The organism is Salipiger sp. H15 (assembly GCF_040409955.1).
In the GTDB taxonomy this organism is placed as follows: domain Bacteria; phylum Pseudomonadota; class Alphaproteobacteria; order Rhodobacterales; family Rhodobacteraceae; genus Salipiger.
The window spans coordinates 299,540-322,786 of sequence record NZ_CP123387.1 but is presented as its reverse complement, the minus strand read 5'-3'; the positions used below and the strand labels follow the sequence as shown (position 1 = coordinate 322,786).

Annotated in this window: 20 protein-coding genes and 3 pseudogenes; 16 read left to right on the top strand and 7 right to left on the bottom strand. The window is 66.7% G+C overall.

Going from position 1 to position 23,247, the window contains the following annotated elements; translation table 11 throughout:
- Nucleotides 1-12: 12 nt before the first annotated feature.
- Nucleotides 13-102 (bottom strand): annotated as a pseudogene (locus tag PVT71_RS26150) (hypothetical protein); the annotation flags it as partial.
- 482 nt (nucleotides 103-584) lie between these two features.
- Between PVT71_RS26150 and PVT71_RS26145 the strand changes: the two are divergent.
- Nucleotides 585-995, top strand: a pseudogene (locus PVT71_RS26145) (LrgB family protein); the annotation flags it as partial.
- Between the two features lie 136 nt (nucleotides 996-1,131).
- Here the strand turns inward: PVT71_RS26145 and PVT71_RS26140 are convergent.
- Nucleotides 1,132-1,848, bottom strand: a complete 717-nt coding sequence (locus PVT71_RS26140) for an Ldh family oxidoreductase (protein ID WP_353476132.1) — start codon at nucleotides 1,846-1,848, stop codon at nucleotides 1,132-1,134.
- On the opposite strand from PVT71_RS26140, the gene PVT71_RS26135 reads away from it, so the two are divergent.
- A complete protein-coding gene (locus PVT71_RS26135) occupies nucleotides 1,835-2,131 on the top strand; it encodes an SDR family NAD(P)-dependent oxidoreductase (protein WP_353476131.1) in 297 nt (98 codons plus the stop codon). The genes PVT71_RS26140 and PVT71_RS26135 overlap by 14 nt on opposite strands.
- Here PVT71_RS26135 and PVT71_RS26130 read toward each other — a convergent pair.
- A complete protein-coding gene (locus PVT71_RS26130; RefSeq protein ID WP_353476130.1) occupies nucleotides 2,128-3,294 on the bottom strand; it encodes a CoA transferase in 1,167 nt (388 codons plus the stop codon). The genes PVT71_RS26135 and PVT71_RS26130 overlap by 4 nt on opposite strands.
- Nucleotides 3,291-4,256 (bottom strand): hydroxymethylglutaryl-CoA lyase, encoded by a 966-nt coding sequence (locus PVT71_RS26125; protein WP_353476129.1) that lies wholly within the window; start codon nucleotides 4,254-4,256, stop codon nucleotides 3,291-3,293. Before PVT71_RS26125 ends, PVT71_RS26130 begins: the two co-directional genes overlap by 4 nt.
- A gap of 67 nt (nucleotides 4,257-4,323) precedes the next feature.
- Between PVT71_RS26125 and PVT71_RS26120 the strand changes: the two genes are divergently transcribed.
- The 4 genes from PVT71_RS26120 to PVT71_RS26105 all read left to right on the top strand — a co-directional run bounded on the left by PVT71_RS26120 (nucleotide 4,324) and on the right by PVT71_RS26105 (nucleotide 8,039).
- Nucleotides 4,324-5,064, top strand: coding sequence for a GntR family transcriptional regulator (locus PVT71_RS26120; protein WP_353476128.1), 741 nt, complete (start codon nucleotides 4,324-4,326; stop codon nucleotides 5,062-5,064).
- A gap of 66 nt (nucleotides 5,065-5,130) precedes the next feature.
- Nucleotides 5,131-6,099 (top strand): tripartite tricarboxylate transporter substrate-binding protein, encoded by a 969-nt coding sequence (locus tag PVT71_RS26115; RefSeq protein ID WP_353476127.1) that lies wholly within the window; start codon nucleotides 5,131-5,133, stop codon nucleotides 6,097-6,099.
- The gene (locus PVT71_RS26110) at nucleotides 6,096-6,527 is read left to right on the top strand and encodes a tripartite tricarboxylate transporter TctB family protein (RefSeq protein ID WP_353476126.1); all 432 of its coding nucleotides are present in this window, start codon (nucleotides 6,096-6,098) and stop codon (nucleotides 6,525-6,527) included. Before PVT71_RS26115 ends, PVT71_RS26110 begins: the two co-directional genes overlap by 4 nt.
- Nucleotides 6,528-6,536: 9 nt before the next feature.
- A complete protein-coding gene (locus PVT71_RS26105; RefSeq protein ID WP_353476125.1) occupies nucleotides 6,537-8,039 on the top strand; it encodes a tripartite tricarboxylate transporter permease in 1,503 nt (500 codons plus the stop codon).
- Nucleotides 8,040-8,294: 255 nt separating this feature from the next.
- Here PVT71_RS26105 and PVT71_RS26100 read toward each other — a convergent pair whose 3' ends face one another.
- On the bottom strand, nucleotides 8,295-9,227 hold the full coding sequence (locus PVT71_RS26100) for an aldo/keto reductase (protein ID WP_353476124.1): 933 nt from the start codon (nucleotides 9,225-9,227) through the stop codon (nucleotides 8,295-8,297).
- Nucleotides 9,228-9,664: 437 nt separating this feature from the next.
- On the opposite strand from PVT71_RS26100, the gene PVT71_RS26095 reads away from it, so the two are divergent.
- Together PVT71_RS26095 and PVT71_RS26090 are read left to right on the top strand one after the other, a co-directional pair.
- Nucleotides 9,665-11,188, top strand: coding sequence for a tannase/feruloyl esterase family alpha/beta hydrolase (locus tag PVT71_RS26095; protein WP_353476123.1), 1,524 nt, complete (start codon nucleotides 9,665-9,667; stop codon nucleotides 11,186-11,188).
- A gap of 481 nt (nucleotides 11,189-11,669) precedes the next feature.
- Entirely contained in the window at nucleotides 11,670-12,542 is an 873-nt protein-coding gene (locus tag PVT71_RS26090) for a VOC family protein (RefSeq protein ID WP_353476122.1), read from the top strand.
- Between the two features lie 18 nt (nucleotides 12,543-12,560).
- Here PVT71_RS26090 and PVT71_RS26085 read toward each other — a convergent pair whose 3' ends face one another.
- Nucleotides 12,561-13,253, bottom strand: coding sequence for a GntR family transcriptional regulator (locus PVT71_RS26085; RefSeq protein ID WP_353476121.1), 693 nt, complete (start codon nucleotides 13,251-13,253; stop codon nucleotides 12,561-12,563).
- Between the two features lie 139 nt (nucleotides 13,254-13,392).
- Here PVT71_RS26085 and PVT71_RS26080 point away from each other — a divergent pair, with 139 nt between their 5' ends.
- The 4 genes from PVT71_RS26080 (at nucleotide 13,393) to PVT71_RS26065 (ending at nucleotide 18,302) form a co-directional block, all read left to right on the top strand.
- Nucleotides 13,393-15,114, top strand: coding sequence for a thiamine pyrophosphate-binding protein (locus tag PVT71_RS26080; protein ID WP_353476120.1), 1,722 nt, complete (start codon nucleotides 13,393-13,395; stop codon nucleotides 15,112-15,114).
- Nucleotides 15,115-15,175: 61 nt separating this feature from the next.
- On the top strand, nucleotides 15,176-16,162 hold the full coding sequence (locus PVT71_RS26075) for a tripartite tricarboxylate transporter substrate binding protein (protein ID WP_353476119.1): 987 nt from the start codon (nucleotides 15,176-15,178) through the stop codon (nucleotides 16,160-16,162).
- Nucleotides 16,163-16,282: 120 nt separating this feature from the next.
- Complete coding sequence (locus PVT71_RS26070) at nucleotides 16,283-16,792, top strand: tripartite tricarboxylate transporter TctB family protein (protein WP_353476118.1); 510 nt, start codon at nucleotides 16,283-16,285, stop codon at nucleotides 16,790-16,792.
- Nucleotide 16,793: 1 nt separating this feature from the next.
- On the top strand, nucleotides 16,794-18,302 hold the full coding sequence (locus PVT71_RS26065; RefSeq protein ID WP_353476117.1) for a tripartite tricarboxylate transporter permease: 1,509 nt from the start codon (nucleotides 16,794-16,796) through the stop codon (nucleotides 18,300-18,302).
- A gap of 32 nt (nucleotides 18,303-18,334) precedes the next feature.
- On the opposite strand, the pseudogene PVT71_RS26060 reads toward PVT71_RS26065, so the two are convergent.
- Nucleotides 18,335-18,564: pseudogene (locus PVT71_RS26060) on the bottom strand (IS5/IS1182 family transposase); the annotation flags it as partial.
- A gap of 174 nt (nucleotides 18,565-18,738) precedes the next feature.
- Between PVT71_RS26060 and PVT71_RS26055 the strand changes: the two are divergent.
- The 4 genes from PVT71_RS26055 to PVT71_RS26040 all read left to right on the top strand — a co-directional run bounded on the left by PVT71_RS26055 (nucleotide 18,739) and on the right by PVT71_RS26040 (nucleotide 23,118).
- On the top strand, nucleotides 18,739-19,905 hold the full coding sequence (locus PVT71_RS26055) for an alpha-hydroxy acid oxidase (RefSeq protein WP_353476116.1): 1,167 nt from the start codon (nucleotides 18,739-18,741) through the stop codon (nucleotides 19,903-19,905).
- Nucleotides 19,906-20,378: 473 nt separating this feature from the next.
- Nucleotides 20,379-21,629, top strand: a complete 1,251-nt coding sequence (locus PVT71_RS26050) for an NAD(P)/FAD-dependent oxidoreductase (RefSeq protein WP_353476115.1) — start codon at nucleotides 20,379-20,381, stop codon at nucleotides 21,627-21,629.
- Nucleotides 21,630-21,751: 122 nt separating this feature from the next.
- A complete protein-coding gene (locus PVT71_RS26045) occupies nucleotides 21,752-22,186 on the top strand; it encodes a type II 3-dehydroquinate dehydratase (protein ID WP_353476280.1) in 435 nt (144 codons plus the stop codon).
- A complete protein-coding gene (locus PVT71_RS26040; RefSeq protein WP_353476114.1) occupies nucleotides 22,183-23,118 on the top strand; it encodes a glyoxylate/hydroxypyruvate reductase A in 936 nt (311 codons plus the stop codon). The genes PVT71_RS26045 and PVT71_RS26040 overlap by 4 nt, the downstream gene beginning before the upstream one ends.
- The last annotated feature ends 129 nt before the right edge of the window (nucleotides 23,119-23,247 follow it).

Here is a 23,247-nt window from a genome sequence, read left to right as displayed (position 1 = left end):
GGGCGTGGGCTGGGCGCCAAGCGCCTGATACGACTCCACAAATGCCGGTGCCTGGATGACCCGCAATTTCAGGTTCTGGAAGTCCTGCAGAGAGGTGATCGGGCGGTTGGCGGTACGCCCGCCCCGCCCTGAAACTCGTCTTGCAGGGTGCCATCACCCCAGCGGGCTTCTTCTTCTTCCCGGCCCGCTGACCCCTGGCCTGGCCGGCTCCCTCAAATTCGGCCAGCCCCTTTTCCATGGATTGGTCTTCAGCTTGGAGAGCCAATTCAAAAAGCCCTCGAGGAGCGCCAGCAACGGATCACGGCATGCATCGAACGGTGTGCCGATCGTTGGACTGATCTTGATCGGTCCACCGGAGCGCAGGATCGCCGACCCCGAATGGGTGAGTTCCTCTGCGGTGCATCAGACGCCTGTTTACATCTCGGGATTCAGCTCCGGTTGGTCGGCGCCGCAGGAAAGGCCCCGGATCAGCTCAGCCTGCAGCTGCTGGAGCGCGACGCGTGCGATGGATACATCCTTTTCGGGGGGACGACTTGCAACGCGCCGACGCTCGGCGCCTGGCCTGAAGATTTCTCAAAGCGTCGCTCTTTGCCGCATTGTTCGTCGGATCTGTTGTCGCTGCCACCTCGGCGATCCTGATCGCCAAGCTCCTGGGGTTGCCGGATGTGGTTGTCCTGTCACTCGCACCCAAGTCCACAACGGCCCCGGTGGCACTGGGGATTTCGGAAGCGCTTGGGGGATTGCCAACTTTGACAGCCACGCTTGTGATCCTGACGGGGATCATTGGGGCGATCACCATCACGCCGCTGATGGACGCACTCGGCATCAAGGACTGGCGCGCGCGCGGCTTTGCAGTTGGTGTTGCCGCGCATGGCATCGGGACGGCTCGCGCGTTTCAGGTGAACCCTGTCGCCGGCGCCTATGCCGGGATCGGAATGGCGCTGAACGCCGTACTGACAAGCTTCCTCGTACCGATACTGGTGGGGTGGCTGTAGCGGATTACGCAAGGCGCGCGCGATTACTTTTCCAGTGCCTCGATCTGAAATAAGGGGGCCCACTCAGCTACAGAGCGTCTGACGCAACAAGGTGATGCGGGACGAGGCAGATTTCTGGCTCCAGCTTCTTTCTGCGTCAGGCCAATGCAAGAAGCTCCGAGTATGTTTCCGCATCGATCTTGATGCCTTCAGCCTCGGATCGCGCGCGTGCCTGCTTTCGGGTGTCTCCTGGGAGACGTGTCTGCCCTGCTTCGGAGAGCTTCCGAACCAACTCCTCCACCCGAGAACTGAATGGCGTGGCTGAATTGGCCTTCGCGGGATCGATCACGATGAAAGTTTGCCCCGTGTAGGCGGACTCGGCACCGGGATATCCTGACCAGTCGACTTGATGCGAAAAGTTGCTGCCGGTCAGCGCCCCCGCCAGCAAGTCGATCATCATTGCAATCTGAGACCCCTTGTGACCACCGAACGGCAGGAGTGCACCTCCATCCAGGACTTTCAGAGGATCGCGAGTTGGCTGGCCCTGCGCGTCAAGTCCGACGCCTTCGGGCAATTGCCGACCCTCCTTCGCGGCTATGCGCACTTCGCCATTTGCCATTGCCGCGGTCGCCTGATCGAACATCAGTACCGAGCCGTCGGCACGCGGTACCGCGAATGCCATGGGCTTCGTCCCGTAGACAGGCTTCCGCGCGCTAAAAGGAACAACATAGGTTGCGCTGTTCACGACAGACAGGGTGATCAGTCCAGCGTCCGCAAAGGTCTCCACATCGAGCCACAACGGTCCGTTGTGATGGGCATTACCAATCGCGAAAACGCAACTTCCCGCACGCCGCGTGGCGTTGAGCCTCCGCATCCGCCGCCATCCGGTCGATGCGGAGCGCTTTCGGGGTGATCCCGGCCGAGGTGCCGCGCTTCGGCTTGGCCAGGTGGTTGTCGCCGACCGTGACGCAACGAAGGCCAGGGGCATCGCGGACCAAATCGGAAACTCCGCCAGTGCCATCGAGGTCGATGTCCGGGACAGCGTCTCGGTGGAAGCGATAATCGAAGCGCCGGTCAGCACGTTCGGCGGGATCGACATCCTGATGAACAGTGCCGGTCGCGGCGCGCCGGGAGCCGTTTCCGAGGTCCTGAGCTAGCCCTGGTGCGCGCGCAGCGCCGCCAGCACCTCCTCGGTGTGCTCGCCGAGCCGGGGCGCGGGCAGCCGGGCCTCGCAGGGGGTGCGGCTCAGCTTCACCGGGAAGCCCAGCATCCGCACCATGCCGCGGTCGTCGCCATGCGGCACGTCGATCGCCATCTCCTGCGCCTGGATCTGCGGGTCGGCGAAGACCTCCTTCAGCGTCTGGATCTTGCCGGTCGGCACACCCGCCCGGTTGAGGCGCGCGATCCAGTTCTCGCGCGTGTCATGCGCCAGCGCCGCGTCGAGGATGCCGTGCAACTCCTCGCGGCGGGCGAAGCGCTTGTCATTGCTGTCGAACCGCGGGTCGGACAGCAGATCCGGCAGGCCGATCTCGGCCAGCAGCCGGCCCAGCACCTGGTCGTTCGAGGCGGCGATGGCGATCTGCCCGTCGGCGGTGTCGTAAAGCCCGTAGGGCGCCACCAGCGGGTGGTCGTTGCCGGTGCGCTGCGGGTTCTCGCCGGTGACGAAATGCTCGGAGGCGAGATAGGCCATCATGCTCAGCACGCCGTTGACCATCGAGGTCTCGACCGCCTGCCCCTCCCCGTCGCGGTTGCGCCCGTGCAGCGCCGAGACGATGCCGAAGGCGGTGTAGAGCCCGGCGACGAGGTCGGTCACCGGCTGCGCGGCGCGCAGCGGCGGCGTGCCCTCGGGGCCGTTGACGCTCATGAACCCGCTCATCGCCTGCGCGATGAAGTCGAAGGCGGGGCGGTCGGTGTAGGGCCCGGTCGAGCCGAAGCCGTTGACGCTGGCCACCACGAGGCGCGGGTTGATCTCGTCGAGCCGCTCCGGCGGGAAACCCATGCGCGCCAGCACGCCGGGGCGGAAGTTCTCGACCAGCACGTCGGCGGTCTCGAGCAGCTGCGCCAGCGCGTCGCGCCCCTCGTCCGAGTAGAGATCGAGCACCACGGATTTCTTGTTGCGGTTGAACCCCGCGAAATACCAGGAAAAGCCGTTCTTGTGGTGGCCCTGCCCGCGCACCGGATCGCCGCCGGGGCTCTCGATCTTGATCACCTCGGCGCCCATGTCGCCGAGCAGCATCGAGCAGAACGGCCCCGAGAGCACGCGCGTGAGGTCGATGACGCGGATGCCGTCGAGCGGCGGCTTCAGCTCGGCAGGGCTCATGCGCGGCTCCCGCTCGACGAACGGACCTCGTCGCGCCCGTACTGGCGCAGGCGCGGCCCGGCCTTCATCACCTGCCCCGGCAGCTTCTGCCCCAGCGCCGCCTCGGTGCGCTGCGCGACGGCGATGAGCGCGTCGAGATCGATGCCGGTCTCGACCCCGCTTTCATGCAGCATGTAGACCAGATCCTCGGTGCAGGCGTTGCCGGTCGCGCCGGGCGCGAAGGGGCAGCCGCCGATCCCGGCGACGCTGGCCTCGTAGCGGGTGATGCCCTCGAGCAGCCCGGCATAGGCGCAGGCGAGCCCCACCCCGCGGGTGTTGTGGAAATGCAGCGCGACATCGGCCTCGGGCAGCTCGGCCGCAAGCGCGCGGCAGCGCTCCTGCACCAGCCGCGGCGTCGCCATGCCGGTGGTGTCACCGAGCGTGATCCTGGTGATGCCGTTGTCCGCGTAGGCCCTGGCCACGTGCAGGATGTCCGCCACCGGCACGTCGCCCTCGAAGGGGCAGCCGAAGGCGGTGGCGATGGCGCCGTAGACCGCGACTCCCGCCTCCTGCCCCATCCGCGCGATCTCGGCGGCGGCGGCGAGCGAGACGTCGCGGGCGCAGTTCACGTTGGCCTGGTTGTGGCTCTCGGAGGCCGAGAGGAACACCACCATCGCGTCCACTCCGGCCTCGATGGCGCGGGCGGCGCCGCGGGCGTTGGGCACCAGCGCGGTCAGCTCGGCGCCGCGGCTGCGGTCGATGGCGGCCATGACCTCGGCGGCATCGGCCATGTTGGGCACGGCGCGCGGCGCGACGAAGGAGGTCACCTCGAGCTGCGGCACGCCCGCCGCGATCAGCCCGTTGATCATCTCGATCTTCACATCCGTGCGCACCGGCGCCGGCCAGGCCTGCAGCCCGTCGCGGGGGCCGACATCCACGATGCGCACTCTCTCGGGGAATCCCTCCAGCGTGACCTGCGTCATGAGCCCTCCTCCAAAAGCTGTTGATGTGGTCTACCGAGGTGGTATACCACCGATGCAGGGAGGGTCAATGCAGACCATGAGCACCGACGAGGCGGCGGAAAACGCGGCATTGCCGCAGGCGGAACGCGCGCTCCAGGATATCCGCAGGGACATCCTGTCGATGGCCTTTGCGCCCGGTGAACCCGTCTCGGAACGCAGCCTGCAGGAGCGCTACGGCATGTCGCGCACGCCGATCCGCGCGGCGCTGGCGGCGCTGATCGCCGAGGGGCTGGTCGACCGCGACCCGCGTGGCGGCTACGTGATCGCGCCCATCGACCTGCAGGAGATCCGCGACCTCTTCGAATTCCGCGAAGAGCTGGAAGACACCGCCGTGCGGCTTGCCTGCCGGCGCGCGCGGCCCGAGGACCTCGCGGCGCTGCGCCGCACCATCGACCGCGGCCGCACCGATTTCCGCGTCGAGGACTGGCTCGCCTCGGGGCTCGACGTGCATGTCGAGCTGGCGGCGCTCTCGGGCAACCCCTTCCTGCGCGACGCCGTGCGCGCCGCGGTGGGCCGCGCGCTGCGGCTGCGCTGGCTCCTGGCCAGCGACGCGGCGCAGCGCGAGACCGCCTGGCAGGAACATACCGAAATTCTCGACCTCGTCGCCGCCGGCGACGCGGACGAGGCGGCCCGCAAGGTCCGGCTGCACACCCGCGAGGTGCGCGACCAGATCCTCGCGGCCGTGGAGAGCGCGCGCCGGTTTCTCGGCACGCGCGGCGTCGTCGATCACAAGCGGGACCACAACCGGGACCGCGACGACACGCACTGAGACGATCCGGGGAGGGAGACCCCGACGAAAATGGCCCGACGGGCCGAAGGACGAAAGGGAGGAACCATGTCCTATACGCGCAACCTCGTCACCGCGGCGATCCTCGCCACGGGGCTGACCGCCACCGCCGCAAGCGCGGCCGAATGCATCGCGCCCGCGGACCCGGGCGGCGGCTGGGACTTCACCTGCCGCACCGTCGGCCGCCTGCTGACCGAGCTCGGGCTCGAGGACAGCGCCGTCCAGGTGACCAACATGCCCGGCGGCGTCGGCGCGGTGGCCTTCGCCAACGTGGCGGGCAAGCGCGCCTCCGAGGGCGACCTGCTGGTCGCCACTTCGACCGTGGGCGTGACACAGATCGCGCAGGGCAAGTACCCGGGCGGCGTCGACGTGATGCGCTGGGTCGGCATGCTCGGCACCGACGTGGGCGTGATCACCGTCCCGGCGGATTCCGAGTACGAGACCATCGGCGACCTGCTCAACGCGCTGAAGGCCGATCCGACCTCGGTTCCGGTGGCGGGCTCCTCGGGTGCCGGTGGCTGGGACCACATCCGCCTGCTGATGCTGGCCGACGCCGCGGGCATGCCCGGCGACGACTACAAGGCGATCCGCTGGGTGCAGTTCGACGGCGGCAGCCCCGCCGTGACCCAGATGCTCGGCGGCCAGGTCGGCGCGGTGTCGACCGACCTCGGCGAGATCGCCGGCTTCGTGGAGTCGGGCGACATCAAGATCCTCGCGGCGCTGTCGGACGAGCCGATCCCGGCCTTCCCCGACGCCCCCACCGCCAAGGATCAGGGCTATGACGTGACCGGCTACAACTGGCGCGGCTTCTACACCGGCGGCGATGTCTCGGACGAGGACTACCAGGCCTGGGTGGACGAGCTGAAATCGCTCTTCGACACCCAGGAGTGGAAGGACGCCGCCGAGGGCAACGGCCTGATCACCGTCTGGCGCGGTGGCGACGAGTTCGAGGCCTATGTCGCGGACCAGGCCAAGCAGATGGAAGAGATCTCGCGCAGCATCGGGGTCATCAAATGATCGACCGCATCGTCGGGACCGTGGTCTTCATGATCTCGGTCTCGGCCTTCTGGGTCGCACGCGGATACGAGGCGGGTTTCGGGGATCCCCTGGGACCCGCCGTGTTCCCGCAGATGGTCGCCGCACTGGCGGCCATCCTCAGCCTCGGGCTGATCCTGCGCCCCGATCCCAACCCGGCCGCGCAGTCCCGGCCGGCGCTGACCCGGCAGATCGCCACGGTGGCGGTGCTGGCGGGCTATGTGCTGCTGCTCGAGCCGCTCGGCTTCCCGCTCTCGACCACGCTCGGGACCGCCTGCCTCGCGCTGCTCTTCGGCGCGCGCCCGCTGAAGGCCGGCATCACCGGGCTTGCCGTGGGCCTGTCCCTCTTCGTGATCTTCGACAGGGTGCTCGGGCTGCCCCTGCCCTTCGCCCCCGCGATCCTCGGCTAGCGAGACCCCATGGACATCCTGACCTCACTCATCGGCGGGTTCGCCGTCGCCGTGACGCCGCTCAACCTCGCGCTGGCGGTCTTCGGCTGCTTTGCCGGCACGCTGATCGGCGCGCTGCCCGGGCTCGGCCCGGTGAACGGCGTGGCGATCCTGATCCCCGTCGCCTTCGCGATGAAGCTCGAGCCGGGCTCGGCGCTCATCATGCTGTCCTGCATCTACTACGGCTGCATGTACGGCGGGCGGATCAGCTCGATCATGCTCAACATCCCCGGCGACGAGCCGGCCATCATGACGACGCTCGACGGCTATCCCATGGCCCGCAAGGGCCACGCCGCCAAGGCGCTCGGCATATCGGCGGTGGCCTCCTTCACCGGGGCGACCTTCGCCACGCTCGGCCTGACATTCTTTGCCCCGCTGCTCGCCAAGGCGGCGATCCACTTCGGCCCGGCGGATTACTTCGCGCTCTACGTCATGGCCTTCGCCACGATCGGCGGGGTGACCGGGGTGAACCCGTTCAAGACGCTGCTCGCGGCGGTGCTCGGGTTGCTGCTGGCCAGCGTCGGGCTCGATCCCGCCACCGGCACGGCGCGGTTCACCTTCGGGTCCTACCACCTCTACGACGGGTTCGATCCGATCGTGGCCATCGTCGGGCTCTTCGCGGTAAGCGAGATCATCATGTATTTCGAGAGCCACGCCACCTCTGGCGCGGGAGCCGCCAAGCTCGGCCGCGCCCTGCCCCGGTTGCGCGAGGTCTTCGAGGGCTTCCCGGCGGCGCTGCGCGGCTCGGTCATCGGCTTCATCTGCGGCGTGCTGCCGGGCGCGGGCGCCTCGCTCGGCGCCTTCGTGTCCTACAGCACCGAAAAGCAGATCAGCGACAAGGAGGGCACCTTCGGCACCGGCGATCCGCGTGGCATCGCGGCGCCGGAGGCGGGCAACAACGCCGCCTCGGGCGGTGCGCTCATCCCGATGCTGACGCTGGGCGTGCCCGGCTCGGGCACCACGGCGGTGATGCTGGCGCTGCTCGTCTCGCTCAACATCCAGCCCGGCCCGCTGCTCTTCGAGCGTCAGCCGGATCTGGTCTGGGGGCTGATCGCGGCGCTCTATCTCGCCAACCTCGTGCTCTTGCTGCTCAACGTGCCGATGGTGGGCATCTTCACCCGGCTGCTGTCGCTGCCGCAGTGGCTGCTGATGCCGATCGTGGTCATGGTCAGCTTCATCGGGATCTACTCGATCAGCCATTCCAGCTTCGATCTCTTCGTGATGATCGGCTTCGGCCTGCTCGGCTACGCGCTGCGCAAGATCGAGATATCGCTGGTGCCGGTGGTGCTGGGATTGCTGCTCGGCGCGGACATGGAGAACAACCTGCGCCGCGCGCTGTCGATCTCGGGCGGAGACTTCGGCATCCTGCTGCGGAGCCCGATCGCGCTGGTGATCTACGGCTTCACAGCGCTGATGCTGCTCTTCTCCTTCGGCATCGCCATGCGCCGACGGCCCGATCCGCTGTCGGACTGAAGCGGCGACCGCTCGAGGCGCTCGTCGCGACGCTTGCGCTTCCGCTTTGGGCCAGAGGTTTCAGTCTTCCGGGGTTCGCCTGACTTCCGCGGTGGAGCGGGCAGGTCGGTCCCGGGAGACTGAGCCGGGTTCCAGCGGATCGACACGCGACCACCCTCGGCCAAGCGGCGCAGGATCGATAGGCGACCGGTGCTGAATGCCGGTTTCGCCCGTGACGGCCCGGACAAACCGGGTCTCAGTGGCCCAGTGCCGCGATCAGTTCCTTTCCGACCGATCAGTTGCCGGCGGCGGTTCGGGGCTGAGCGCGGAAATCTCGGCATAGAGATCATCCGGCAAGACAAGGTTCAGCGCGTCGAGAGAAGGCTGCAATTGAGCGGTATTGCGCGCGGATATCAGCATTGACGTGATCCCCGGATTGCGCGCGCCCCATGCCACGGCAAGCGTTGCTGCAGGCACGTTGCGGCTTTGCGCCAAGGCGCTCAGCCCGCGGGCCGCCTCGTGCATCCACGGCTGGCCGTAGCGCGACGCGTAGGTGGGATCTTCGGAAAGACGCCCGCGCGCGCCCTCTGCGTATTTTCCCGTCAGCAAACCGCCCCCCAATGGCGAGTACGCGCAGACCGCGATGCCCTGGTCGTTGCATGCAGGCAGGATTTCCACCTCGACCTGACGCTTGACGAGATTGTACATCGGTTGGCAGACCTCGATCCGGGTGCCGAATTTCGCGCAGACCGCCTGCGCCTTCATGATCTGCCAGGCCGCGAAATTCGAGACCCCGATGTGCCGGATTTCCCCCCGCGACTGCATCTCGGCGAGGGTTCCAAAGGTCTCCTCCAGGGGCGTCACGGGGTCGAACCGGTGCAGATAGTAGATATCGATGCAGGCCAGACCCAGCCGTTGGCGGCTTTGCGCAAAGGCGTCGCGCAGATTGTCCGCCGACGCTGGCCGATCGTTCGGCGCCTTTGTCGCGACGATCACCTCGCCTTCGAAGGGAGAGACCAGCTTGCCCAGGATACGCTCGGACTCGCCTTTCTCGTAGCTGAAGGCGGTATCGAAGATGTTGATCCCGACATCGGTACAGGCCCGGAACATTTCGCGGGCGCCGTCCTCGTCCACAGTCCGGCCGAATTGCATGGCCCCGTAGCCCATTCGCGATATGGGAGTTTCGCTTCTGGTAGTGAGTTGAGTCATTGCCCTGTTTCCGTGCTGGTGGCTGCCTATCGGTAGTCGATCCCGAGGCACCGCGCCACCTGCGCCATTACGCCGTCGCCGAACCCGAATGGTTTCATGCGACGTGTCAAAGTGCGGCGGAGCGAAGTCTTCGAGTCCCTTGGTCACATAGGCTCAGACGGGGTGGTGTTCGGCCTGCGCCCCCTCTCCGGGAGGTGCTGCCTCCTGGCACCGCCAGGCTCGTGCAAGACCTTGCGGCGGCGACAATCGATCCTTACGCCGAATGAGGCACCTGGAACGCGCCGTGGCGGCGGTCGCAGCGTTGAACTCATGCCGACCTCGACACCCTGTGAGGAAACCGCATCAAGACCCCGGATGCCAAAGTCTGACGTTGCATTAACCGACCGGTCGGTTATTTCTTGCCGCAACGTAAACAGAATCTCTGGAGGAGATGATTCATGTTGAAATGCACGCGGTTAGTGGCGGCGCTTCCTTTCCTTGTCATCGGCAATCCGCTCTGGTCACAGACCTCGGAGCCGGATGATTTCGCGACGTCCTGCAGCGCGACCGCCAACCAGATCATTTCCGGCGTGACGGTGACCAGCGCGGAGACGGTCGCGCTTGAAGGCAAGTCCTTCTGCGTTGTGGCCGGAAGCCGCGCCCCCTTCCTCGATATCGAACTGGTGATCCCGAAAGCCTGGTCGGGGCAGCTGTTGCAGCGCGGCGGCGGCGGCTTCGACGGAACCATCCGCTCTGCGCTGTCGCGTAGCGACAGCGGGGAAGTGACCGGCCTGCTGCCGCTGGTGGCGGATCGCGGTGTGGCCTACGTGGCCTCGAACGGAGGCAACCGCGCCAAGGTCGAGGGCGAGGCAGCCCCCCAGGTCTGGGCCGGGGACAGCCCGCAGGCGCGGGACTCCGCGATTGATTACGCCTACCGCGCCACCGGAACGACGATCTTCTTCGCCAAGGAGGCCATCGCGGCAGTGCAGGGAAAACGCCCCGAGCACAGCTATTTCAACGGCTGCTCCAATGGCGGGCGCAATGCCTATATCGCTGCGCAGCGCTGGCCGGCGGAATATGATGGCATCGTCGCCGGGTGTGAGACGATCGACATGGCGGGTCAGACCCTGGCCTGGTTGAACATCGGCCGATTCGATGGCACGCCCGGCCAACTCAGCCCCGAGCAATACGGCGCTGCGTATCAGGCCGCGGTCGCGGCCTGTGACGAGGGGGACGGGCTTCGCGATGGCATCATCGCCAATCCCCGGGCCTGCGAGTTCCGGCCCGCCGAACTGGCCTGCGGCACGAGCCCCGGCAATCTCTGCCTCAACCCCGAACAAGTGGCCACTCTCGATGCCCTCCTCTCCGACGTCGAGCTTGACGGGCGGGTCGTGTACAAGGGGTACAACTGGGCCGACCTCAGCAGTTACGGACCGCGATACAACCAGCTGGCCTCCGGCTTCGCGCTGATCGCGACCGGGGATGCCGGCTGGCTCACCCCGGACTACCCGCGCGACTTCGATCCCGACCGCAATTCCGCGCCGCTGTCGCTGGCAATGTTGCGCAGCGGCACCGACCATGACCTGATCGGCGTGGCGCAATACGTGGCGGGGGGCGGCAAGCTCTTGTCGTGGCACGGCAACAGCGACGGGCTGCTGTCACCCAATGCCCATGCGGCAAAGCACGCTGAACTGCTCGAGCTCGTCCGCGCCCTGGGGATGGAAACCCCACGCGATGGCGCGATGTTCTTCACCGTGGCCGGGTCCAACCACAACGGGGCGGGCGACATGCGCGGGGTGGACTGGTTCACGGCGATTTCGGATTGGGTCGAGAAAGGACGCCCGCCCGAAGACCTCACATATGCCTTCGAAGACCCCAGCGGGCCGCGCAGCATCCCGGTCTGTGAATACCCCGCCTATCCGCGCTACAGCGGCACGGGCGACCCCGCCAAGGCGGAAAACTTCGCCTGTACCGCGCCCTGACGACTTCCGCCGCGCCTTGTCCCGGTATCGTGGACGAAGAGGGAGGGGGCATGCTCCCTTCGGCCACGATACCGGTCTAAGATTGAGCGTCATGCACCCTTGAAGACGGGCTGCGGCGGACGCTAGGGCAACCGCGGCGCTTCGCGTTGTCCGGGCTCCAGCCCCCTTCCAAGAAGCCATGACCTCAAGGGGGGGGTGCGACAGGATCCGCTACCTCGGTTTCACCATTCCTTCTCGGAACGCTTCCGTTGGCGTGCGTCATCCTAGGCACTTCCGGGGTGTCGCATTCACTCTCTCGCTGATCTCCTTCATCCGGGGCCTCGAAAGCGGTGCGAGAGGCGCATCGCGGCGGCAGGGACACGGAACGTCGCGCTTCGCGGCATGCCATCGCCGTTCGGGGATCGGGAATTTGCGTTCCGTGGCGGCAGCGTGCATGAGACAGGGGCCGCGCGCCCCCCAACCCAAGCACCGGAGACACCCCATGCCCCAGGACCTGCCCGCAACCACCGACCCGATCCACCTTGATCACTCGGGGCACTTCGTGGTCGATGCGGAGGCGGCGCGCGCCGAGCTCGAGGCGCTAGGGTTCACGGTCACACCCTATTCGGCGCAGGTGCAGCCCGATCCCGTGACCGGCGCGCCGTCGCTGACGGGCACTGGCAACATCTGCGTCATGCTGCCCGAGGGCTATCTGGAGTTTCTCGTGCATACCGCCGACACGCCGATCGGCCTCGAGTTCCTCGCCGCGCTCGAGCATCGCGCCGGGCTGCACCTTGCGGCCTTTGCCGTTGCCGATGCCGGTGCCCGCCACGCGGACCTGCAAGCGGCGGGGATCGAGATGCGCCCGGTCGTGCATTTCGAGCGGGAGGTGGCCACCGAAACCGGGACGGAAACCGCGGCCTTCTCTGTCGCGCGGCTCGCTGCGGGCACCATGCCCGAGGGCCGGGTGCAGTTCCTCGTCCACCACACTCCCGCGGCGCTGTGGCAGCCGCGCTGGACCGGGCACGCAAACGGCGCCCGTGCGCTGAAGGCGATCCTCGTGTCGGCGCCCGATCCCGCAGAGACGGCCGCCCGCTTTGCCCGCTGCCTTGGCCGTCCCGCGCAGGCCTTCGGCGCGGGGTTCCGCATCGCGCTCGACCGCGGCGCGCTGGAGATCCTGCCCGAGGCGGAGGCCGAGGCGCTGGTGGGGGCGGCGGTCGATCCCGGACGCTCGGCATTTGTCGGCCTGCGTCTTTCGATGCCGGATCCCGCCTTGCTGTCGGACCGGCCCGGCGCGCGCCGGCTCGGCGCGTCGCTTGCGCTGCCCTTCGGTGCCGCGCTGGGGGCGGGCATCTGGGTATTTGATCCGCTCTGACCGCCGCGGGCCGCGCGGTCACACGGTGTAGAGCTGCGCGAAGGCGTTGCGGACGTTCTCGGTGACCGCTTCCAGCCGGCGCTCGATGTGGCGCCGCATCTCGGCCTGCGCGGCCTCGGGATCGCGGCGCTTCACCGCCTGCAGGATGCGCTTGTGCGGCTCCGTGGTGACATATTCCGGCCCCGTCTTCTCCGAGAGCGTCTTGAGGTCGATCAGGCGGATAAAGCGGATCCGGCCGTAGATGTTCTCGAGCATCCGCACCATCTCGGAGTTTCCCGAGAGCGCGGCGAGGCGGATGTGGAAGTCCTCGTCGAGTTGCACCAGTTCCACCGGCGAATTGCCGGGCTGGTACGTGGCGTCTGCGCTGGAAAGGTAGGTCTCGAGGCCCTCGACGTCCCTGGGGTCGGCGCGCAGCGCGGCCAGCCGCGTCGCCTCGCATTCGATCGCCGCGCGCGCCTCGTAGAGGTCCATGATCTCTGCCGAGGTCAGCGAGCGGCAGAAGAAGCCCTGCCCGCTGCGGAATGTCAGGAAGCCCTCGGCGACCAGCCTGTTCAGCGCCTCGCGCAGCGGCGTGCGGCTGGTTTCGAGACGTTTCGCCAGTTCCGTCTCGTTCAGTCTCGAATCGGGTTTGAACTCGTAGCTGGCCGCCATCTCCTTGAGAAGCGCATAGGCGCGTTCAACTGACCCACTGTTTTTCTGATGGCTTTCCAAGTGGTTATTCCTGAACCTTGAGCTTCGACACGATCTTAGCAGCCGGCGCGAAAAAAACCAATTGATTTGCACTCCGACCTGCGTGCTATGCTGTATACAGACAAGAACACCGGCTTGAATGCCAAACTTGGAGAGTGTTGTGGGCGAAGTGATGAACGGGGCGCAGGTCATCCTGAGGATGCTGGAACTGCATGGGGTGAGCCATGTCTTCGGGCTTCCGGGCGAGACGACGATCGGCTGGTACAAGGAATGGCAGAGCAGCTCCGACATCGAATACGTGCTGACCCGCGACGAGCGCACCGCCTCCTACGCCGCCGAGGCCTATGCCAAGATCACCGGCCGCCCCGCGGTGCTGGAGGCTCCGAGCCCCGGTGTCACCCATTGCACCCCCGGCATCACCGAGGCCTTCCTCTCCTCGGTGCCGGTGATCTTCTTCAGCTCGGACATCCCGGTGAACCAGGACAAGAAGCACGGGCTGACCGGGGTCGACCAGACCGCGATGTACGAGAGCATCTGCAAGGAATCCTTCTACCTCACCAACGTGAAGGACATCCCCTTCCTGCTGCGCCGGGCCTTCCGCGTCGCCACCTCGGGCCGTCCCGCGCCGGTGCACATCCGCGTGCCGATCAACGTCTTCCACGACGAGGCCGAGATCGCCGATCTCTATGCCGACAGCGACTACAGCCGCTACCCGGCGCACCGCCCGGTCGCCGACCACGGCAAGATCCGCAAGGCGATCGACGCGCTGCTGGCGGCGAAGAAGCCGGCGATCGTCTGCGGACAGGGCGCGCTGATCTCGCGCGCCGGCGAGGCGGTTCTGGCGCTGGCCGAGCTGCTGCAGATCCCCGTCGGCACCACCACTCCCGGCAAGGGCACGATCCCCGAGACCCATCCGCTGGCCCTGCGGGTGATCGGCGCGCGCGGCGGCATGGACTACTCGAATGCCTACGTGAAGGACGCCGACTGCGTCTTCTTCGTCGGCTCCAACACCGACTCGAGCGGCACCAACCACTGGAAACTCTACGGCGACCCGGCCGAGACGACCTTCCTGCAGCTCGACATGGCCGAGGCGCATGTCGGCAACAACTACCCGCTGAAGGTCGGCATGGTCGGCGACGCCCGCGCGACGCTCGAGTACATGGCCGAGATCATCCGGGCCGAGCACCCGGACCTCTCGCGCCCGACGCTCGACCTGACCGAGATGAAGCGCACCGCGCTCGACGCCGTGTTCAACTCCAACATCGAGATGCCCGAGGGCACGGTCTCGCCGGTCAAGCTGACGCAGGCGCTCGACAGGCTGCTGCCGCCGAACGCCATCGTCACCGCCGAGCCGGGTGTCGCGGCGATCTACCCCTCGGCGCTGCTGTCGGTGCGCGAGGCCGGGCGGCGCTACATCACCAACTACTCGATGGGCGCGCTCGGCTATTCGGTGCCCGCAGGCATCGGCGCGGCCTTTGCCAATGACGGGCCGGTGATCTCGTTCACCGGTGACGGCTCGCTGGCCTTCGTGCTCGGCGATTTCGAGACCATCAAGCGCAGCGGCAAGAACATCACCGTGATCCTGACCCGCAACGACAACTACGGCTGGATCCGCGGCGAGGCGATCCTGCTCGACGATGTCGACGCGCCCTGGACCACCGACTTCGGCGCGGTGGACTACGTGAAGGTCGCCGAGGGCTTCGGCTTCCGGACCGCGCGCATCACCTCCGAGGACCAGATCGAGGCCACGCTGGCCGAGGCCATCGCCCATCCCGGCGCCAGCTTCATCGAGATGCGCGTGCCCTCGCAGGACAAGATCGTGCCCTTCGTTCCGCCGTGGATCGAGGCCGCGAAGGAAAAGAAGCTCCCCTACTTCTACTGATCCGGCACACAGCCCCAAAGCCACAAGACCGGACTGCCATCCCCCCAACAGGAGACTCCCCATGAAACTACTGGATGTGACGAAGCTCTTCGCCGCGGCCGCGACCCTGACGGCCGCGCTGCACGGCCCTGCCCAGGCGGCCGAGTACCCGAGCAAGGACATCATGCACATCATGCCCTGGAGCGCCGGCGGCGGCACCGACACCGTGATGCGCAGCTTCCTCAGCTTCGCCGAGGAGCCGCTCGGCGTCGGCGTCAACACCCAGAACATCACCGGCGCGCAGAGCGGCGTCGGCACGCTGCGCCTGATGAAGTCGCGTCCCGACGGCTACACCATCGGCTCGCTCACCTGGGACAGCGTCATCACCGTGCCCTACAACGAGCTTGTGCCGGGCTATGACACCGAGCAGCTCGCCTATCTCGGCGCCGTGACCGTGCACCCGACGGCGATCATCGTGCGCGCCGACGCGCCCTTCACCACGCTCGACGAGTTCGTCGCGGCGGCCAAGGCGGCCCCCGGAACGCTGAAGATCTCCAACGTCGGCCTCGGCGGTGTCTGGCACCTGCCGGCGCTCGATTTCGCCAAGCAGGCCGAGATCGACGTGCAGCACATCCCCTACCCCAAGGGCTCCGGTCCGCAGGTGGAAGGGTTGCTGTCCGGCGAGACCGATGCCGCCTCGACCAGCATCTCGGCCGCCTATGCCGCGATCCAGTCCGGTCAGGCCCGTGTTCTGGCGGTGATGGCGGATGAGCGCTCGGAAGAGTTCGCGGATGTGCCGACCTTCAAGGAAAGTGGCTATGACGTGGTCTGGGGCGGCTTCCGCCTGCTCGCCACCCAGGCCGAGGTGGACGCCGAGCAGCGCGCCACGCTCGAGGCGGCCTTCGCGAAGGTCTTCGACAACCCCGAGTTCCAGAAGGTCGCCGCGGACACCGGCATGGGTGCCGTCTGGATGGGCGCCGAAGAGGCCACCGCCTATGTCAAGACATCGCAGGAAAAGGCCTTTGCCCTGACCGACGAGCTGGTCGAGGCCGGCCTGCTGAGCAAGTAACTCCCCCCCTGGGGGCCCGCAGTCGCGGGCCCCAATTTTCCGTTTCGACGCACCGCTGCGCGGCTCCGGTTCCGCGCGGCGCGCGCCCTGCGCCGCGGCGCGGGACAAAGGAACCCCTCGATGTCCACTTCCGCCTCTCCGCGGTCCACCCGGCAGATCCTCTTTGCGCTGCTGCTGCTGGCCGGGAACACCGTCTACGCCAGCCAGATCCTGCAGATGAGCCGCCCCTTCGCCTCGGGCGAGCCGGGCCCGTCCTTCCTGCCTGCGCTGCTGTGCGTCTTCGTCTATGTCGCGGTGCTCTGCATTCTCGGCGCCGAACTGCGCAAGCCCGCCGCCGCCGCGCTGGCCGCCGCCGAAGGCTCGGAGCACGTCCCGCAGGTCGGCCTCTTGGGCCCGGTCCTCGCCATCGCCCTGACCGCAAGCTTCGTCATCGGCTTTCTCTACGTCGGCTACCTGCCGGCGGCCTTTGTCTACACCGCGCTGATCGCCGGCTACTTCAACTACGAAGAGAGCGGCCAGCTTCGCCGCGCGGCGCTGATCGGCGTCGTGACCGGGCTCTGCGTCACCCTCTTCGGCTGGCTCTTCTTCGTCCAGCTCTTCGACCTCTACCTGCCGCTCTGGGAGTTCTGAGATGACCGCACAAATCGTCGACGGTTTCCTCATGCTGTTGCATCCGGTGACCTTCCTCTACCTCATCGGCGGCTTCCTTCTCGGGCTGGTGTTCGGGGCCATTCCCGGCCTGACGGCGACGCTGGCGATCGCGCTCTTGCTGCCCTTCACCTTCAGCATGGATGTCGCCGACGCGCTGGTCATGGTCGCCGGGATCTACATGGCCGGGCTCTACGCGGGCTCGATCACCGGCATCACGCTGAACATCCCCGGCGCGCCGTCGGGTGCGATCACCACGGTCGACGGCCACGCGCTGATGAAGCGCGGCGAAGGCGCGCAGGCGCTGGGGATGAGCGCCTTTGCCTCGACCATCGGCGGGCTGACCGGGGTGGTCATCCTCATCGCGCTCGCCAAGCCGGTGAGCAGCCTCGCGCTGCTCTTCCAGACGCCGGACAAGTTCTCGCTGGTGCTGCTGGCCATCGTCACCGTCACGATCGTCTCGCAGGGCTCGCTGCTGAAGTCCACCACCGCCATGGCGATCGGGCTGATGATCGCAACGGTCGGCATCGATCCGATGCTGCCCGAGGGGCGGTTCGATTTCGACAGCTACAACCTGATCGAGGGCGTCAACCTGCTGCCCGCGGTGATCGGGCTCTTCGCGGTCTGCGAGCTGATCGCGCAGGCGGGGATGCCCGCCCGGCTGAGCCAGGCACAGGCCGTGGCCGACCTGCCCGCGCCGCGCCGCCGCGACTTCCTGCCGAGCCGCGCGCGGATCCGCGAGGTCGGGGCCTTTGCCATGATCCGGAGCTCGGTTCTCGGCGTGCTGATCGGCATGCTGCCCGGCGGCGGCGCCTCGATGGCCTCGTTCATCGCCTATGCCGAGGCCAAGCGCAGCGCGAAAAAGCCCGACGAGTTCGGCAAGGGGTCCTACGAGGGGCTTTCCGCCTCCGAGGCCGCGAACAACGGCGTCTGCGGCGGCGCAATCATCCCGCTGCTGACCATGGGCATCCCCGGCGACGCGGTGACCGCGATCATCTTCGGCGTTCTGCTGCTGCACGGGCTCGTGCCCGGACCGACGCTGCTTTCGGACAATTTCATGGTCGTCTCGCCGATGTTCGCGGCGCTCTTCGTCGCCTCGCTGCTGATCTTCGTGTCGGTGCTGCTGTTCGGCCCGCTCTACCTGCGCCTCTCGCGGATCAACCGGGGCGTGCTCTATGCCTTCATCGGGATGATCTCGATGGTCGGCGTCTACGCCTCCACCTTCTCGATCTTCCAGATGTGGGTGGCGCTGGCCATCGGCGTGCTCGCCATGCTGCTGCGGGTCTGCGGCTACCCGGTGGTCCCGGCGCTGATGGGGGTCATCCTAGGCCCCTATTTCGAGGAGTTCCTGCGCCGGTCGCTGATCGTCTCCAAGGGCGATCCCAGCATCTTCGTGACCAGCCCGATCAGCCTCGCGCTGCTCCTGCTGACGCTCGGCTTCGTCTGGATGCTGCGGATAGGCCCGGCGCGGAAGGCAGCCTCCGCACGCTGAAGGGAGCGCCCGCGAAAGCGCGTGTCAGCGGGCAGCCACTTGGCGCCTGGCAGGCTGCTCAGCAACGCGGGCGCCCCGATGGTTTCGCCGACCTGCCCGGCGGAGACGAAAAGACTGATCGGGCGGCCTTTGCTGTCGCAGCTGGCATGCAGCTTGGTGTGCATGCCAGCCTTGGTACGTCCGATCAGGCGGTCACACCTCCCTTTCTCGCGCCCGGACCTGACGCAGTGCGAGGTGCCTTCAGGGAGGTTGCATCGGTCATCCCGTGCCCTTCTCGCCCAAGCTTTGCGATTGCCGTGAAAACATCCGAAGTCTTCGCGCTGATAAGGATTTTCCAAATTGCGAGCGCCTCCGGCTTCAGTGAACATCCCCCGACGCCCGGCGCCGCCCGGGCCAGTGCGGTCCATCCCGGAGATTGTCAGATGCTCAGTGTCGTTTGCGCCATGCCGCGCCCCGAAAGGAACCAGGTCTGATGACCTCGCAGCCGATCTCCGTCTCCGACCTGCGCGAGAAAGCGCGGAAGCGGCTGCCGCGCTTCGTCTTCGACTACCTCGATGGCGGCGCCGGTGACGAGACAGCACTGTCGCGCAGCCGTCAGGCTTTCCGCGAGACCTGCCTCAGACCGCGGGTTCTGATCAATTCCGCGACCCCGGCAAGCCTCTCTCACAGGTTTCTGAAGCGTGACTGGGCTCTGCCCTTCGGCATCGCGCCGGTGGGGCTTCCGGGGCTGGTTTGGCCCGGCGCGGACAGTGCCTTTGCCGCGGCGGCCGAGGCGGCAGGCGCCCCCTTCGTCACCGCCACCCCGGCCACCGCGAAGCTCGAGAGCATGCGCAAGGCGGCCCCGTCGAGCGCGATGTTCCAGCTCTATGTCGGCGCCTCGACCGAGATCACCGAGGACCTGATCGCTCGGGCCGAAGCTGCGGGCTACGAGAGCCTGGTCGTCACCGCCGATGTGGCCCGCCCCGGCAGGCGCCTGCGGGATCTGCGCAACGGCTTCGGACTGCCGCTGACCTACACGCCGCGCCTGCTCGCCGACCTCGTGCGGCACCCGGTCTGGAGCCTTGCCACCGCGCGCAGCGGGATGCCGCTGCTCGCGAACCTTGCCGATTACGCCCGCCCCGGGGCCGGGGCCGAGACCCTCGCGCAGCTGATGTCCCGGCAGAGCTCGGGACGTCTCGACTGGCAGGAATTCTCGCGGATCCGGCAGCGCTGGTCCGGAGCGCTGGTGCTGAAAGGCGTCCTCGATCCGGAAGACGCCATGCGGGCCCGCGATGCGGGTGCCGACGCGGTGCAGATTTCGAGCCATGGTGGGCGGCAACTGGACGGCGCGCCGGCGCCCCTCGATGCGCTGCGGAAAATCCGCGATATCATGCCGAAGGACTATCCTCTGGCGCTGGATGGCGGCGTGCGGACCGGCGAGGACATCCTCAAGGCGCTCGAGGCGGGTGCCGATTTCGTGTTTCTTGGGCGACCTTTCCTCTATGCGATCGCCGCACTCGGACCAAGGGGGCCCGGAGCGCTTTTTGGCATGCTCGCACAGGAACTGGAATCCGCGATGGCGCAGACCGGCCGCCGCAGTATTTCGGAAATGCGCGCGGGATAAACTCAAGGCGGGGGTGATATATATTGGCCGCAAATCGAATGGTTTTCGCGGCCAACTTCGCCATTGTATTTCGCAACAAATGTCCTCGTAATTTTCGGAATTGCTCTTGGCGCTTCGCACATCTTCAAGAAGCCCAAAATTCAATCACGTCTCCGGTCGCCCCACCTGATCGCTGGAGAGGTGGAGGAGGCCAAACATCCGCGAGGCACCAGTCAAGCCACCCGGATTTCGTATCTTTTTCATTAGAAAATATATGCTTACCTCATGCCATCAGGGCCGCTGACCTTTCGCGCAGCACTCCGGCGCCGGCATCGACAACGCTGCCTAACCTCAACCAAGAAATTATCTTCTTTCCTTCCCGCCGCACCCGCCGCCACCTTCAGGGCAGAAGTCTCCGGCCCGCGAATTCAAATCTCGTTGGGCGTCAACCCTATCCGGCCGGCGTAAAAGAGAACAGGAACTGGAAAGATATCATGACAGTCGAAACGACCGACACGGTCATTGTCGGTGCTGGCCAAGCCGGAATTGCGATGAGCGAGCATCTCGTGCAGATGGGCATCCCCCATATCGTTCTCGAGAAAGACAGGATTGCGGAACGCTGGCGCTCGCAGCGGTGGGACTCGCTTGTCGCCAACGGGCCGGCTTGGCATGACCGTTTCCCGAACCTCGAGTTCGACGACGTGACCCCCGAGACCTTTCCGCCGAAGGAACGCATGGCGCGGTACTTCGAGGAATACGCGAGGATGTTCGACGCTCCGGTCCGCACCGGCGTCGAGGTGACCCGCGTCCGCAAGTGCGAAGGCAAGCCGGGCTTCATCGTCTCGACCTCGAAGGGCGAGATCGAGGCGCAGCGCGTGGTCGCCGCAACCGGCCCGTTCCAGGTGCCGAGCTTCCCCCGGATCGTCCCCGAAGATGCCGGTGTGACGCAACTGCACTCCTCCGCCTACAGGAACCCCGAAAGCCTGCCCGAGGGGGCGGTGCTCGTGGTGGGCGGCGGCGCCTCCGGATGCCAGATCGCCGAAGAGCTGCGCCGGTCCGGTCGCGAGGTCTTTCTCTCGATCGGCGAGCACTACCGCCCTCCGCGCCGCTATCGCAACCGCGACTATGTCTGGTGGCTCGGTGTGCTCGGCAAGTGGGACGAGATCAAGACCACCCCCAAGAAGAAGCACGTGGCCTTCGCCGTCTCCGGCTACGACGGTGGTCACACGGTCGACTTCCGGCGGCTCGGCAACATGGGCGTCACCGTGCTGGGGATGACGACGGCCTGTGACAACGGCGTCATCACGATCGCCGATGACCTTCGCGCCAACCTGCTGGAGGGCGATCGCGCCTATCTCGACGTCCTGCGCGAGGCGGACGACTACGTCGCGCGCAACGGCATCAACCTGCCGCCGGAACCCGAGGCGTGGAACATCGAACCTGATCCCGCCTGTGTCACCGATCCCGTGCTTGCGGTCGACCTGGCGAAGGAGAATATCGGAACGATCATCTGGGCCACCGGCTTCAAGTTCGATTTCAGCTGGCTGCAAGTCGACGCCTTCAACGACGACGGCACACCCTTCCACAAGCGCGGCATCTCGGCACAGAACGGGATCTACTTCCTCGGGCTTCCCGAGCTGACCAACCGCGCGTCCTCGTTCATCTACGGATGCTGGTACGACGCGAAGTATCTCGCGACCCACATCGGGGTCCAGAGAAACTACGACGCCTACGAAAACACCTGACCGCCCTGCCGCCCGACGAGGAGCGGCGCTCCGGCCGGCGCGGGGCCTTGCGCCGCGTCGCGCCGGGCAGGTCGAGCGGACGCACCCCCCGCAGATGGAAGGACAAGAACTTGAAAACCGTGATGTTCCTGAACGGACCAAATGCCAATCTCTATGGGCTCGATGCGTCGGGCACCTATGGTGCCGACAGCTTTCCCCAGATCGAGGCTGCCTGCCTTGCGCGGGCGGAGGAGCTTGGCTTCTCGCTCGACTTCCGCCAGTCGAACCACGAGGGCGTGCTGATCGACTGGATCCAGGAGGCGCGGCAAAGCTGCGACGGGGTGCTGATCAACGCCGCCGGTCTGACCTACACCTCGATCGCGATCCTCGACGCGCTGCTGGCCTTCAACGGTCCGATCATCGAATGCCACATGAGCAACATCTGGAAGCGCGAGCCCTTCCGCCATCACTCCTTCATCTCCAAGGCCGCCACGGGCGTCGTCGCGGGGCTGGGACTGCGCGGTTACCTGCTCGGGCTGAGCGCGATGAGCGAGCTGATCTCCGAGTCCCCCGCATGACCGATACGCTCGTCTTCTACAGCGGCCCCGATCCTTTCGAGCCCTGGCGCGCCGCGCTTGCCCCGCTTCTGGGTGACGACGTGCGGATCGAGAACTCGGATGCCGTCACCGATCCCGAGACGGTGCGCTTCGCGCTCGTGTGGATGCCGCCGGAGGGGTTCTTCGACCGCTTTCCCAATCTCGAACTGGTGATCAACCTCGGCGCCGGGGTCGACAGGCTGGTCGCCCGAAACGACCTTCCCGACCTGCCGATCACCCGCCTGTCGGACCCGGAGATGGGAAAGATGATGGCCAGTTTCGCGCTCTTCGCGGTGCTGCGCCATGCCCGAGAGATTCCCCATTTCGAAGCCGCGCAGGCGCGTCGCGAATGGGCCTACAGGCACCCGAAGGCGGCCGGGGACATTTCGGTCGCCGTACTCGGACTGGGCGAGCTGGGCGCGCTCGCGGCCACCGAGATCGCGCGGCAGGGCTTTGACACCCATGGCTGGGCAACCCGGCCGAAGGATCTGCCCGGGGTCACCGTGCATTGCGGCGACGAGGCCCTGCCCCACTTGCTCGCGCAATCCGACATCGTGGTCTGCATGTTGCCGCTGACACCGGCGACCCGCGCTCGGATCGGAGCCTCTGCCTTTGCCGCGATGAGGCCGGGTGCGGCCTTCGTGAACCTCTCGCGCGGCGAGGTGGTGGACGAGGATGCCCTGGTCGGTGCGCTGCGCTCGGGCCATCTCTCCGGCGCGACGCTGGACGTCTTCGCCGCCGAACCGCTGGTGCCTGAACACCCGCTCTGGACACTCCCCGGAGTTCTGATCACCCCGCATCTGGCCTCGGTCGCGCTTCCGAAAAGCGCCGCGCCGCAGATCGTCGCGAACATCCGGGCTGTGCAGAATGGCGAGGAATTGGTCAACACCGTCTCGAGGGTGCGCGGATATTAGGCAGTGCGGAAAATGCCGATTTCACGCTTCGGCAAGGCGCCGGGGAATCCGATAATATCCGTGTAAAAACAGATATTTGCGATGTTCATTTGGTGGAGCCTTATCAGGAAGTTGAAATTAGCAATTATT

What these genes read in the sequence shown, in the direction of transcription:
- PVT71_RS26070 (WP_353476118.1), top strand. Translation starts at nt 16,283, where the DNA reads ATGTCCACTTCCGCCTCTCCGCGGTCCACCCGGCAGATCCTCTTTGCG.
- PVT71_RS26095 (WP_353476123.1), top strand. Translation starts at nt 9,665, where the DNA reads ATGTTGAAATGCACGCGGTTAGTGGCGGCGCTTCCTTTCCTTGTCATC.
- PVT71_RS26125 (WP_353476129.1), bottom strand. Translation starts at nt 4,256, where the DNA reads ATGACGCAGGTCACGCTGGAGGGATTCCCCGAGAGAGTGCGCATCGTG.
- PVT71_RS26040 (WP_353476114.1), top strand. Translation starts at nt 22,183, where the DNA reads ATGACCGATACGCTCGTCTTCTACAGCGGCCCCGATCCTTTCGAGCCC.
- PVT71_RS26045 (WP_353476280.1), top strand. Translation starts at nt 21,752, where the DNA reads ATGTTCCTGAACGGACCAAATGCCAATCTCTATGGGCTCGATGCGTCG.
- PVT71_RS26065 (WP_353476117.1), top strand. Translation starts at nt 16,794, where the DNA reads ATGACCGCACAAATCGTCGACGGTTTCCTCATGCTGTTGCATCCGGTG.
- PVT71_RS26105 (WP_353476125.1), top strand. Translation starts at nt 6,537, where the DNA reads ATGGACATCCTGACCTCACTCATCGGCGGGTTCGCCGTCGCCGTGACG.
- PVT71_RS26140 (WP_353476132.1), bottom strand. Translation starts at nt 1,848, where the DNA reads ATGCGGAGGCTCAACGCCACGCGGCGTGCGGGAAGTTGCGTTTTCGCG.
- PVT71_RS26090 (WP_353476122.1), top strand. Translation starts at nt 11,670, where the DNA reads ATGCCCCAGGACCTGCCCGCAACCACCGACCCGATCCACCTTGATCAC.
- PVT71_RS26075 (WP_353476119.1), top strand. Translation starts at nt 15,176, where the DNA reads ATGAAACTACTGGATGTGACGAAGCTCTTCGCCGCGGCCGCGACCCTG.
- PVT71_RS26050 (WP_353476115.1), top strand. Translation starts at nt 20,379, where the DNA reads ATGACAGTCGAAACGACCGACACGGTCATTGTCGGTGCTGGCCAAGCC.
- PVT71_RS26115 (WP_353476127.1), top strand. Translation starts at nt 5,131, where the DNA reads ATGTCCTATACGCGCAACCTCGTCACCGCGGCGATCCTCGCCACGGGG.
- PVT71_RS26100 (WP_353476124.1), bottom strand. Translation starts at nt 9,227, where the DNA reads ATGACTCAACTCACTACCAGAAGCGAAACTCCCATATCGCGAATGGGC.
- PVT71_RS26130 (WP_353476130.1), bottom strand. Translation starts at nt 3,294, where the DNA reads ATGAGCCCTGCCGAGCTGAAGCCGCCGCTCGACGGCATCCGCGTCATC.
- PVT71_RS26110 (WP_353476126.1), top strand. Translation starts at nt 6,096, where the DNA reads ATGATCGACCGCATCGTCGGGACCGTGGTCTTCATGATCTCGGTCTCG.
- PVT71_RS26120 (WP_353476128.1), top strand. Translation starts at nt 4,324, where the DNA reads ATGCAGACCATGAGCACCGACGAGGCGGCGGAAAACGCGGCATTGCCG.